Annotated in this window: 9 protein-coding genes; 8 read left to right on the top strand and 1 reads right to left on the bottom strand. The window is 61.3% G+C overall.

All coding sequences use genetic code 11. The annotated features are described in order from the left end of the window. The first annotated feature begins 93 nt into the window (after positions 1 to 93). From gap to PREDE_RS10620, 6 genes are all read left to right on the top strand, one after another. A complete protein-coding gene (gene gap / locus PREDE_RS10595) occupies positions 94 to 1,161 on the top strand; it encodes a type I glyceraldehyde-3-phosphate dehydrogenase (protein WP_005847286.1) in 1,068 nt (355 codons plus the stop codon). Positions 1,162 to 1,320: 159 nt separating this feature from the next. Then, positions 1,321 to 2,268, top strand: coding sequence for a tRNA (adenosine(37)-N6)-dimethylallyltransferase MiaA (gene miaA, locus PREDE_RS10600; protein WP_015310469.1), 948 nt, complete (start codon positions 1,321 to 1,323; stop codon positions 2,266 to 2,268). Further along, positions 2,259 to 3,191 (top strand): diacylglycerol/lipid kinase family protein, encoded by a 933-nt coding sequence (locus PREDE_RS10605; protein WP_005847290.1) that lies wholly within the window; start codon positions 2,259 to 2,261, stop codon positions 3,189 to 3,191. The genes miaA and PREDE_RS10605 overlap by 10 nt, the downstream gene beginning before the upstream one ends. A 1,051-nt stretch (positions 3,192 to 4,242) precedes the next feature. Next, positions 4,243 to 6,186, top strand: a complete 1,944-nt coding sequence (locus tag PREDE_RS10610; protein WP_005847292.1) for a glycogen debranching enzyme N-terminal domain-containing protein — start codon at positions 4,243 to 4,245, stop codon at positions 6,184 to 6,186. 15 nt (positions 6,187 to 6,201) lie between these two features. After that, entirely contained in the window at positions 6,202 to 7,470 is a 1,269-nt protein-coding gene (locus tag PREDE_RS10615) for a glycosyltransferase family 4 protein (protein WP_005847294.1), read from the top strand. A 197-nt stretch (positions 7,471 to 7,667) separates the two neighbouring features. Next, positions 7,668 to 9,083, top strand: coding sequence for a glycoside hydrolase family 57 protein (locus PREDE_RS10620; RefSeq protein ID WP_015310473.1), 1,416 nt, complete (start codon positions 7,668 to 7,670; stop codon positions 9,081 to 9,083). Between the two features lie 726 nt (positions 9,084 to 9,809). On the opposite strand, the gene PREDE_RS14095 is transcribed toward PREDE_RS10620, so the two are convergent. Then, positions 9,810 to 9,959, bottom strand: a complete 150-nt coding sequence (locus PREDE_RS14095; protein ID WP_211205780.1) for a hypothetical protein — start codon at positions 9,957 to 9,959, stop codon at positions 9,810 to 9,812. 161 nt (positions 9,960 to 10,120) lie between these two features. On the opposite strand from PREDE_RS14095, the gene PREDE_RS10625 reads away from it, so the two are divergent. Both PREDE_RS10625 and axeA1 read left to right on the top strand, forming a co-directional pair. Further along, complete coding sequence (locus PREDE_RS10625) at positions 10,121 to 11,620, top strand: alkaline phosphatase family protein (RefSeq protein WP_005847300.1); 1,500 nt, start codon at positions 10,121 to 10,123, stop codon at positions 11,618 to 11,620. 58 nt (positions 11,621 to 11,678) lie between these two features. Next, positions 11,679 to 13,076 carry an acetylxylan esterase AxeA1 gene (axeA1, locus tag PREDE_RS10630; protein ID WP_005847302.1) on the top strand — a complete coding sequence of 466 codons (1,398 nt, stop codon included), beginning with the start codon at positions 11,679 to 11,681 and terminating at the stop codon, positions 13,074 to 13,076. Positions 13,077 to 13,216 lie beyond the last annotated feature (140 nt).

A 13,216-nucleotide genomic window follows, 5' to 3' on the forward strand; every position in this document is an offset into this window, starting at 1 on the left:
ATTCGTAACTTTGCAATCGAGCAAGCCAAAAACTTGCGTCATTCCCTGAATAGGATACATTTTTATAAACTTTTATTAATAAATCAAAGTAAAATGACAAAAGTAGCTATTAACGGTTTCGGTCGTATCGGCCGTCTCGCATTCCGTCAGATGTTCGAGGCAGAGGGTTATGAGGTTGTTGCCATCAACGACCTGACCAGTCCCAAGATGCTCGCTCACCTGCTGAAGTATGACACCGCACAGGGTGGTTTCGCCGGCAAGTTCGGCGAGGGCAAGCACACTGTAGCTTTCAAGGACTCTGTTCTCGGCGAGGACGGCAAGACGGTGGTTACTCCGGGCTCCATCACTGTGGACGGCAAGGAGATCACTATCTATGCCAAGCCCAACGCTGCTGAACTGCCTTGGGGCGAGCTCGGAGTGGACGTGGTTCTGGAGTGCACGGGCTTCTACACCTCCAAGGCCAAGGCTTCCGCTCACCTTCAGGCCGGTGCCAAGAAGGTTGTTATCTCTGCTCCCGCAGGAAATGACCTCCCCACCATCGTGTACAACGTGAACCACAAGACCCTGAAGGCAGACGACACGGTGATTTCGGCTGCTTCCTGCACCACGAACTGCCTGGCTCCGATGGCCGCTGCCCTGAACGGCTACGCTCCTATCCAGTCTGGTATCATGTCCACCATCCACGCTTACACGGGCGACCAGATGATTCTCGACGGCCCCCAGCGCAAGGGCGACCTCCGTCGTTCGCGTGCAGGTGCCTGCAACATCGTGCCCAACTCCACGGGTGCAGCCAAGGCCATCGGTCTCGTTATCCCCGAGCTGAACGGCAAGCTCATCGGTTCGGCCCAGCGTGTACCGACTCCTACGGGTTCCACCACCATCCTCATTGCCGTGGTTAAGGGCAAGGACGTGACCGTAGAGGGCATCAACGCCGCCATGAAGGCCGCCTGCACCGAGAGCTTCGGCTACACGGAGGACCAGATTGTATCCAGCGACATCATCGGCATGCGCTTCGGTTCGCTCTTCGATGCCACCCAGACCATGGTGAGCAAGGTTAGCGATGACACCTATCAGGTGCAGGTAGTGTCTTGGTACGACAACGAGAACTCCTACACTTCGCAGATGGTTCGCACCATCAAGTACCTCGCCGAGCTGAAGTAAGAGCCCGCCGAGACTGCTTGACGGAACGCCGTCCAAACAGGTTATGACCGCCCGACACACCGTGTTGGGCGGTCTTTTTTTGCGAAAACACGGCGTAAATCTTCGGCCGTCTGATAATTTTTACCTATATTTGCCGCCGTGAACGCTCATTATCAGGACATGACAGGCCCACCGGCGGCCCCTGCACTCATCACCATTCTCGGCCCCACGGCCTGCGGCAAGACGGCGCTGGCGGCTGCCTTGGCGGCCGACCTGGGAGGCGAAGTCATCAGTGCCGACTCGCGGCAGGTGTATCGCGGCATGGACATCGGCACGGGCAAGGACCTGGCCGACTATGTGGTGGGCGCACGGCAGATACCTTACCACCTGATAGACATCGCCGAGCCGGGCACCAAATACAACCTCTACCGCTACCAGCAAGACTTCCAGGCGGCCCTCGCCGACATTTCGCGGCGCGGCGTGCAGCCCATCCTCTGCGGGGGAACGGGGCTGTACATCGAGGCGGTGCTCAAGGGCTACGCCCTGTCCACCGTGCCGCAGAACGCCGCGTTGCGCGCCCGCCTGGAGGGCGAGACGCTGCCCGCGCTCACCGAGCGGCTGCGGGAACTGAAGCGGCAGACCGGCTCCGCGATGCACAACACCACCGACGTGGACTCCCGCCAGCGCGCCATCCGCGCCATCGAGATAGAGACCTACAACCTGGAGCACGCCGCCGAGCAGCGCGCCATGCCGCGGGTGGACTCGCTCGTGGTGGGGCTCGACATCGGCCGCGACGAGCGGCGACGCCGCATCACGGCCCGTCTGCACCAGCGCATGGACGAGGGCATGGCCGACGAGATACGCCGGCTGCTGGCCCGGGGCGTAGCCGAAGAAGACCTTATTTATTATGGGCTGGAATACAAATACGTCACCGAGTATGTCGCGGGACGGCTCACGCGCGAGGAGATGCTGCGCCGGCTCGAAATCGCCATCCACCAGTTCGCCAAGCGGCAAATGACTTGGTTTCGCGGCATGGAGCGGCGCGGCACACCCATCCACTGGCTGGACGCCACGCTGCCGACGGAAGAAAAAATCAACGCAATCAAACGAATGAGAACATGGAAATGAATCGTTGGGGAATCATCTACTGCCCGAAGTCGGGCGTGATGGGCTCGTCGCGCAAGCGGTGGGAGAGGATACAGCAGTGCCTGCACGTTAATGGCATCGACTTTGACCACGTGCAGAGCGAGAGCACGGGCAGTGTGGACCGGCTGGTGAAGATGCTCATCAACAACGGCTACCGCACCATCGTCATCGTGGGCGGAGACTCTGCGCTCAACGACACCGTGAACTGCCTGATGCAGGCGGAGCGCGAGGTGCGCGAAAGCATCGTCCTGGGCGTGATACCCAACGGCATGATGAACGACTTTGCCCACTTCTGGGGCTTCGACGAAGACAACTACGAGCAGACCATCAGTTGGCTCAAGGCGCGCCGCGTGCGCCGGATCGACCTGGGTTGCATCCGCTACACCAACAGAGAGGGCGAGGCCTGCCGCCGCTATTTCCTCAACTGCGTGAACGTGGGGCTCATTGCTTCCATCATGAATCTGCGCCGGCGCACGCACCATGTGTTCGGCAGCCGGGCGTTGTCGTTCCTGTTTTCGTTCCTGCTGCTCACGTTCCAGCGGCTGGACTACCGGATGAAGCTCCGCATCAACACCGACACCATCGACCGCAGGGTGATGACGATGTGCATCGGCAACGCCTCCGGCTACGGGCAAACGCCCAATGCCGTGCCCTACAACGGGCTGCTGGACGTGTCGGTGGTGTACCATCCCGGCATGACTCAGCTCTTTGAAGGCATCTATCTCTTCGTGCGCGGCAAGATACTGAACCACCACAGCGTGCACCCATACCGCACGCACAAGGTGGAGGTGGAGCGTGCGGAGGGTGCGCTGGTGGGCGTGGACGGCCGGCTGATGCACACTCCCGTGGGTCCCTACCGCGTCACGGTGGAGCAGGAGGTCGTCAATTTCCTCATCCCCTCGTAGGGCCCTTTCGCCCCCTTTCTTTCTGTCGCTCACCCCGAGCACTTGTCTCACGCAGCCCTCTTCCCTCTTTCGCGTGGAGCTGCTTTCTCTTTCACGCGGAGGCGCCGAGAGGCAGAGCTTCCTGTCCCACCTTTTCTTTTATCCTCTTTTTCTCTGCGCCTCCGTGTAGGAGCCCGCCGAGTTCTCGCGCGAAGACATGCCTCACGCGGAGGCGCCGAGAAGCGGAGCTTCCTGCCCCACCTTTTCTTTTATCCTCTTTTTCCTCCGTGTCTCCGTGTAGGAGCCCGCCGAGCTTTCGTGCGAGGGCATGTCTCACGCGGAGGCGCCGAGAGGCGGAGCGTCTTGCCCCACCTTTTCTTTTATCCTCTTTTCCTCTGCGCCTCCGTGTAGGAGCCCGCCGAGTTCTCGCGCGAGGACATGCCTCACGCGGAGACGCCGAGAGGCGGAGCTTCCTGCCCCACCTTTTCTTTTGAGCCTTTATTTTTCTTGCACGCGGAGGCGCCGAGAGGCGGAGCGTCCTGCGTCACCTTTTCTTTTATCCTCTTTTTCTCCGTGTCTCTGCGTGCGAGTCATGTCTCACGGCGAGTCTCTTCTTCTCTCACGCAGAGTCGCAGAGCCTCTGCGTTTCTCTTCTTTTCAGCCCATCAATCTCCTTTCCTCTGCGCCTCTGCGTGCGATAACGCAGCTTTCAGCGTGCGCCCACGCTGCTCCCTGCGTGCGATAACGCCGTACTCGCGCGCCCTCTACGCCGCGATCGCGCCGCCTCCACGCCGCAATCGCCGTGCGTTTACGCCGCAAAGCGGGGGCCTCTGCGGGGCTCCCGCGGGCGTGCTTCGCCGTCTTGTGTGCGGCAACGCCCGGCAGCGCATTTGCAAAAAAGAATCAACGGCCTCAAAAATGATACATTTTTCCAAATAATTGGTCAGTATTTTTGCGCGGTTTCAAAATAATGCTTATCTTTGGGAATGGAATATAGGCATTCGCAGCGCAACGCCGCGGGCCTGCTCCTAATGAACAATCGCATATACAACAACAGCCTTAATTAGCAACTATGAGTTATCTTAGATTTGAAAAGGCTCTGATGACTAACCTGCAGGAATCCCTTCCCAAGGAGCTCCTACGCACCAACCGCTCGGGAGCATACTCCTGTTCGACCATCGTGGACTGCAACACGCGCAAGTACCACGGTCTGCTCGTGGTGCCCGTGCCCGGGCTGGACGACGAGAACCACGTGCTGCTCTCCTCGCTCGACTGCACGGTGATTCAGCATGGCGCCGAATTCAACCTCGGCCTGCACAAGTATCAGGGCAACAACTTCAGTCCGAAGGGGCACAAGTACATCCAGGAGTTCGACTGTGACAAGGTTCCCACCACCCTCTACCGCGTGGGCGGCGTGCTGCTTAGGAAAGAAGTCGTCTTCCAGCACTACGAAGACCGCATCCTCATTCGCTATACGCTCGTCGACGCCCACTCGGCCACGACGCTGCGCTTCCGCCCGTTCCTCGCCTTTCGCAGCGTGCGCCAGTTCACTCACGAGAACTCCACCGCCAGCCGTGACTACCAGGAAGTGGACAACGGCATACGTACCTGTATGTACGCCGGCTACCCCGACCTCTACATGCAACTGTCCAAAAAGGCGCAGTTCGTGTTCCAGCCCGACTGGTACCGCGGCATCGAATATCCCAAGGAGCAGGAGCGCGGCTACGCCTCCAACGAGGATCTCTACGTGCCCGGCTATTTCGAGCTGGGCATCCGCAAGGGCGAGAGCGTGGTGTTCTCGGCCTCGACCACCGAGGCCAAGACGCGCGGGCTGAAGGCGCTGTTCGAGAAAGAGGTGGAGGAGCGGTCGCCGCGCGACAGCTTCTTCCACTGTCTGGTCAACGCCGCACACCAGTTCCATGTGGAGGACAAGGACGGCAACAAATACGTGCTGGCCGGCTACCCCTGGTTCAAGGCCCGCGCCCGCGACACGTTCATTGCCCTGCCCGGCCTCACCCTCTCCATCGAGGAGGACGAATATTTCGAGGCAGCCATGGCCACGGCCGAGAAAGGGCTGCGCGAGTTCATGGCCGGCAAGCCGCTTTCGGTGAAACTTTACGAGACCGACCAGCCCGACGTGCTGCTCTGGGCCGTGTGGTGCATCCAGCAATATGCCAAGGAAAAGGGGCTCGCCACCGCCCGCGCGCGTTACGGGCAGCTCGTGGCCGACATCCTGGCCTACGTCGAAGCCGGCCGCCATCCCAACCTGAAGCTCGACGACAACGCCCTGCTCCGCACCGAAGGGCGCGACAAAGCCGTGACGTGGATGAACTCCATGGCCAACGGCCGGCCCGTGGTGCCGCGCACAGGCTACGTGGTGGAGTTCAACGCCCTGTGGTACAACGCCCTGCGTTTTGCCGCCAGCATGGCCGAGGATGCCGGCCAGTCCGAGCAGCAACGCCACCTGGAGGAGCTGGCCGCACGCTGCCAGGTCTCGTTCGTGAGCACCTTTGTCAACGAGTACGGCTACCTCTTCGACTATGTAGACGGCGAGGCCGTGGACTGGAGCGTACGGCCCAACATGATCTTCCCCGCCGCTTTCGACTACTCGCCGCTCTCTCCCGACCAGAAGAAGCGCGTCATCGACATCTGCACCCGCGAGCTGCTCTCGCCCAAAGGGCTCCGCTCGCTCTCGCCCAAGAGCGGCGGATACAACCCCATGTACGTGGGCCCGCAGACCCAACGCGACTATGCTTACCATCAGGGCACGGCCTGGCCATGGCTCGGCGGCTTCTATATTGAGGCCAGCTTGAAGCTCTACAAGCGCACCCGCCTGAGCTTCATCGACCGGCAGCTGGTGGGCTATGAAGACGAGATGTTCTACCACTGCATGGCCACGCTGCCCGAGCTCTTCGACGGAAACCCGCCTTTCCATGGGCGCGGCGCCGTGTCGTTTGCCATGAACGTGGCCGAGATCCTGCGGTCACTGGAACAGTTGGAAAAGTATAAATACTAATAGGAGGACCTGCAAATGAAAGTGTTAATGTTTGGATGGGAGTATCCTCCTCACGTGTACGGCGGCTTGGCCACCGCCAATTTCGGCATCTCCGAGGGCCTTCACGCCCAGGGCGACGTGGACATCACGCTGTGTCTGCCCAAGCCCTGGGGCGACGAGGACCGCACCTTTGCCCGCATCGTGGCCATGAACAGCGTGCCCATCGCCTACCGCGACGTGGGCTTCGACTACGTGCGCGACCGCATCGGCCACCTCATGGACCCGAACGAGTACTACCGCTACCGCGACCACATCTACTCCGACTTCAACTACATGCACGTCAACGACCTGGGCTGCATGGACTTTGCCGGAGGCTACCCGGGCAACCTGCACGAGGAAATCAACAACTACTCCGTCATCGCGGGTGTCGTGGCCCGGGCCGAGGCGTTCGATATTATCCATGCCCACGACTGGCTCACCTATCCCGCCGGCATCCATGCCAAGCAGGTGAGCGGCAAGCCGCTGTGCATCCACGTGCACGCCACCGACTACGACCGCAGCCGCGGCCACGTGAACCCCACGGTTTATTCCATCGAAAAAGACGGCATGGACCATGCCGACTGCATCATGTGCGTGAGCGAACTCACGCGGACAACCGTCATCAACCAGTACCATCAGGACCCGCGCAAGGTGTTTACCGTGCACAACGCCGTGTATCCGCTCAGTGCAGAGAACGCCGCCATCCCCCGCCCCAACCACGCGGGCAAGGAGAAGGTGGTGACTTTCCTGGGCCGCATCACCATGCAGAAAGGGCCCGAGTACTTCGTCGAGGCAGCCAACATGGTGCTTCACCGCACGCACAACGTGAGGTTCTGCATGGCCGGGTCGGGCGACATGCTGGAACAGATGATCTATCTGGCCGCCGAGCGTGGTATCGCCGACCGTTTCCACTTCCCCGGTTTCATGCGCGGCAAGCAGGTGTACGAGTGCCTGAAAGACTCCGATGTCTACGTCATGCCCTCCGTAAGCGAGCCTTTCGGCATCTCGCCGCTCGAGGCCATGCAGTGCGGCACCCCCACCATCATCTCCAAACAGAGCGGTTGCGCCGAGATATTGGACAACTGCATCAAGCTGGACTATTGGGACATCCATGCGCTGGCCGACGCCATTTACGGCATCTGCCACAACGACAGCCTCTTCCGCTACCTGCAGGACGAGGGCAAGCGCGAGGTTGACCAGATCACTTGGGAGAAAGTGGGGGCCTGGATTCGCGAGCTCTACATGCGCACCATCGGCTGGATCTGACCCCCGGCAACGGCCCGCCGCCCCGCAAGCAACGGTTCAACGCCCTGCCGGTAACGGTTCAACGCTTCGCGATTAACGGCCCGCCGCCCTGCCAGTAACGGCTTAACGCTCCGTGATTAATGGCCCAACGCTTCAAGGCGCCGGCCCGCCGCCCCGCAGGCAAAAGTTCAAAGTTCAACGTTCAAACATCAAAGTATATGAAAACCATCTGTTTGTATTTCGAGATACACCAAATCATCCATCTCAAACGGTACCGTTTCTTCGACATCGGCACCGACCACTACTACTACGACGACTACGAGAACGAGCGCAGCATCACCGATGTTGTGGAGCGTTCGTACATGCCGGCCCTCGACACGCTGGAGCAAATGATTCGCGAAAGCGAGGGCCGCTTCAAGGTGGCGTTCTCGCTTTCGGGCGTGTGCATCGAGCAGTTCGAGCTCCATGCCCCGCAAATGCTCGACAAGCTGCAGGCCATGAACAAGACGGGCTGCGTGGAATTTCTGGCCGAGCCCTACTCGCACGGCCTCTCTTCGCTGAAAGATCCCGAGTGCTTCGCCGCCGACGTGCGCAAGCAGTGCGACAAAATCAAGGAATATTTCGGCAAGAAACCCACCGTGCTGCGCAACTCCTCGCTCATCTACAGCGACGACATCGGGCTGCAAGCCGCCCAGATGGGCTTCAAGGGCATGCTCACCGAGGGCGCCAAGCACGTGCTCGGATGGAAGTCGCCCCACTATGTTTACAACTGTGCGCTGGCCCCCAACCTCAAGCTCCTGCTGCGCGACGTGCGCCTGAGCGACGACATTTGCCTGCGCTTCAACAACTCCGACTGGGACGGCTACCCGCTCTTTGCCGACAAATACATCGGCGACATCGCCTCGCTGCCCGCCGAGGAGCAGGTGGTCAACATCTTCATGGAGCTCTCGGCCATAGGCATTGCCCAGCCGTTGTCGTCGCACATCCTGGAGTTCCTGCGGGCCCTGCCCGAGTATGCACGCCTCAAGGACATCCGGTTTGCCACGCCGTCGGAGATCTGCGCCTCGGTGAAGAGCGTGGGAAGCATCGATGTTCCCGACACGTTGTCGTGGGTGGACGAGGAGCGCGACGTGAGCAGCTGGCTCGGAAATCCCATGCAGCGCGAGGCTTTCGAGAAGCTCTACAGCGTGGCCGAGCGTGTGCGCATTGCCAATGACGCCCGCATCAATCAGGACTGGGACTACTTGCAGGCCAGCAACAACTTCCGGTTCATGACCACAAAGCCCTCCAACGTGGGTCTCGACCGCGGCATCTACAGCAGCCCGTTCGACGCTTTCACCAACTATATGAACATTCTTGGCGACTTCATCACCCGCATCAACGACCGCTATTCCACCGACATCGACAACGAACAGCTCAATTCTCTGCTCACCACCATCAAGAACGAGGGCGACGAGATAGAGATGAAAGACAAGGAGATAGCCCGCTTGCAGGCCAAGATAGAGAAGATTGAGGCCGCCGCCGAGAAGCTGCGGCAGAAGTATGAGGGCAAGAAGCCGGCGCCTAAAAAGCCGGCTGCCCCGCGGAAGAAGGCTCCCGCCAAGGCCGAGGCACCGGCCGGGGAGGCGAAATAGAGCGTAGGGCTGTGGGCTTGTTCGGCCCTGTCCCGCTGTTTGTAAGCCCCTGTCCGCCGGCCAACGGCCGGTGGACAGGGGTATTTTGTGCATGCCCGGTGCATTGATATAGGTCAAAGAATCGGGACTTTCCTTTCTTTTTTTCGTTCTTGCGGCGGCAAAATCGGGCAAACGGCACTAACTTTGCGCCGCTAAAAGTAAAAAGATTGTAAAGCATTATGGACAAATTGGTAACAATGAACGCCCAGGTCGAGCTGCAAACCAACAGCCGCCTGGAGAAGATTCTGGCCGACCGCCGCGCCGCGCTGGCCGACAAAGAGAGCAAGAAGTAAGAGAAACGAAAGGCCCCCGCCCTGCCACACAGCAGGGCCGGGGCCTTTTCCTTGGGGGAAGGGGGGGGCTGGGAGAGGCCTTGAGAGGGCCCCTCGATAGGCTTTGATAGGACTCGATAGGCTTTGATAGGACTCGATAGGCTTTGATAGGACTCGATAGGCTTTGATAGGACTCGATAGGCTTTGATAGGACTCGATAGGAGAGGATAGGTCTTGATAGGGCGGGCCGGCGCGGAGGCCGGCCCCTAAGCGATAGGAGTTGATAGGAAATAATAGGCCTTGATAGGAGAGGATAGGGCGGTTGCCTTATCGGATGATGGGCCTTGCCAGGGGTGGATAGGGCAATTGTCTTATCGGATGATAGGCCTTGCCAGGGGTGGATAGGGCGGTTGCCTTATCGGATATAGTCTTTCGACACGAGGTCGTAGTAGAGGGCTTCGAGCTCGGCCAGCGAGAGTTGGGCCACGCTGTGCTCGATGATGCGGATGAGTTCGGCGCGCCGGCTCTCCTCGTCGGCGGCAAAATGGGTGAAGACCTTGGGCATGGCGGACATGGGGTTGTGGGTGAATGGCTGTGCAAGAACGCGCCGCCGGCTCGCGGGCGGGCGCGCTGCAGTTGCAAAGTTACGGCTTTTCGGCCGAATCGTTTGCCGTTCGACGGGAAATTTGTAAATTTGCGCCAAGAAACGTCTAAACCGCAATCCGAATGAAAAAACTGCTTGTGCTCCTTGCCGCCGCCCTGCTGGCACTGCCCGGCCGGGCCGAGGTGCAGCGTCCGCGACTCGTCGTGGGGATCGTGGTCGACCAGATGCGCTGGGACTACCTCTATTATTATCACGACCAGTACGGCCCCGACGGTCTGCGCCGCCTCATGGACGGGGGCTTCAGCTTCGAGAACACGATGATTAATTATGTGCCCACGGTGACGGCTATCGGCCATGCCAGCGTCTACACGGGCAGTGTGCCGGCCCTGCACGGCATCGCCGGCAACAACTTTTACATCGACGGCCGCAAGACCTACTGCTGCTCGGACACCACCGTGCAGAGCGTGGGCTCGAAGAGCCGCGAGGGCCAGATGTCGCCGCGCAACCTGCTGGCGTCGGGCCTCGGCGACGTACTCAAGACGGCAACCGACTTTCGGGCCAAGGTCATTGGCGTGGCACTGAAAGACCGCGCCGCCATCCTGCCCGCCGGGCATGCCGCCGATGCCGCCTACTGGTGGGACACTTCGGCCGGCCATTTCGTCTCGTCCACCTATTATATGCAGGAGCTTCCCCGCTGGGTGCAGCAGCAGAACCGACGCCTCGGGGCCAAGCCCGGCACCGATGTGAAGACTTCGGTGGAGGGCATTACCAAGACTTTCCAGATGGCCGAGGCCGCATTGGAGCACGAACAGCTGGGCCAGGACTCCGTTACCGACCTGCTGGCCGTGAGCATTTCGTCGACCGACGCCATCGGCCACACGTTCGGCACGCGCGGACAGCAGAACCACGATGCCTACATGGAGCTCGACCGGCAGCTGGCCCGCTTCCTGCACGTGCTCGACGAGCGCGTGGGCCGCGGCAACTACCTGCTCTTTCTCACGGCCGACCACGGCGCGGCCCACAACCATAACCTCCTGCGCCGCCACCGCATTCCGGCGGGCGGGCTGGAGACGTGGACGTGGATGGACAGTGTGGATCGGGCCGTCTGCCAGCAGTTGGGGCTGTCAACGCCCGTCGTTCAAGGCGAAGACGCGGGGCGAATCTACCTTAATCGCGACGCGATTGCCCGCCAATCGCAGCGCGTTGACGCCGTAAAACAAGCCCTTATCCGCGAGTTGGAGCGGCGCGACGACATACTCTACGCCGTGGATTACGACCGCGCCCTCACCACGTCGGTGCCGCAGCCCATCCGCGAGCGCATCGTCAACGGCTACAACAAAAAGCGCAGCGGCGACATTTTCTACGTGCCCCGCGCCGACTGGGAGAACGTAAGCAGCAAGCCCGACTACCCCGGCACCACGCACGGACAGTGGAATCCATACGACGCCCACATCCCCTTCGTGGTCTATGGCTGGCATGTGGGCCACGGCGAAACGGCCGAACCCACGGCCATTGTCGACATTGCGCCCACCATCTGCGAGCTGCTCCACATCCAGATGCCCAACAGCTGCGTGGGCAACGCCCGGCCCGTGCCCGCCCCCGACGGCCGCGAGGCCCGCTGACGGCTCTTGCCCCGCCGCCACTCATCCCCGTAAATTCAACAACTACAACAACTCTTTTATGAAACATTTCATTCTTGTCCTGGCGGCATCGCTCGCCGTTTCCATTCAGTCTGCGGCGCAGACGGCCCGCAAGTTTGTGCTCCCCAACTCGGCCGACGGCCAGTCCGAGCTCACGGCCTACCTGCCCGCGCAGCCCACGGGCCGCGCCATCGTCGATTGTCCCGGCGGCGGCTACGCCCATTTGGCCCTTGACCACGAGGGCCACGACTGGGCGGCCTACTTCAACCGGCAGGGCATCGCCTACTTCGTGCTGAAGTATCGCATGCCCCACGGCGACCGCACCATCCCCCTGACCGATGCCTACCGCGCCATGCGCACCGTTCGCGACTCGGCCGCCGCGTGGGGCGTCAACCCCCACGACGTGGGCATCATGGGCTTCTCGGCCGGCGGCCATCTGGCCTCCTCGGTGAGCACCCACGCCCCCTGGGCCTCGCGTCCCGACTTTGCCATCCTCTTTTATCCCGTCATCACCATGGGGCAGGGCTGCCACGGCGGCTCCAAGGCCAACTTTCTGGGCGACGGACAGGACGACCCTGCGCTAACACGGGCCTGGAGCAACGAGACGCAGCTGCGCCGACACCTCACTCCGCCCACCGTCATCCTGCTGGCCAACGACGACGCGGCGGTGCCCCCCGTGCCCAATGGCGTGGCCTATTATTCGGCCATGCGCCGTCTGGGCAAGGACTGCGCCCTCTACATCTATCCCTCGGGAGGCCACGGCTTCGGCTTCAGGCCCAGCTACACCTTCCACGACCAGATGCTCGCCGACCTCACCCAGTGGCTTGCCGCGCTGCCCTCGCCCCGTCCCGGAGCCCGCCGCGTGGCCTGCATCGGCAACTCCATCACCGACGGCGCCGGCCTCGCCATGGCCGAGTCGCAGGCCTATCCCGCCCGGTTGCAGCAGCTGCTCGGCCCCGACTGGCTCGTGAAAAACTTCGGAGTCTCGGCCCGCACCTTATTAAATAAGGGCGACCACCCCTACATGCAGGAGCCGGCCTGGCGCGATGCCCTCGACTTCCAGCCCCAGACCGTCATCGTCAAGCTGGGCACCAACGACTCCAAAGCCCACAACTGGCAGTACAGGGCCGACCTGGAGCGCGACCTGCAGCAGCTGGTCGACTCGCTCAAGGCCCTGCCCACCCGGCCCGCCATCTACCTGTGCACGCCCGTGCCCACCACGCGGCTCACCGGTCGCGACATCAACGACAGCATCATCACGGCCGGCGTTATCCCCGTCATTCGGAAGGTGGCGCGCAAAAACCGCCTCACCCTCATCGACTTGCACGCGGCCTTCAGCCTGGCCGACGGCCGGCAGATGCAGCGCGACGGCGTACATCCCACTGCGGAGGGGGCCGAACAGATGGCCCGCATCATCGCCCCGTATCTCAAACCGTGAGCTCCCCGCGCCCCCGCCGCCCGGTGTTGGCAGCCGGGGCACGGTCTCTAAAAGCCGGGTCTGAACGCCCGGCTTTTTTGTTTTTAACCCGTGTTTTTTGGCCATTCTGCCGAAAAACGGTTGCTGCCGTGCCCGTCTCT

It is taken from the genome of Prevotella dentalis DSM 3688 (genome assembly GCF_000242335.1).
Lineage (GTDB): Bacteria > Bacteroidota > Bacteroidia > Bacteroidales > Bacteroidaceae > Prevotella > Prevotella seregens.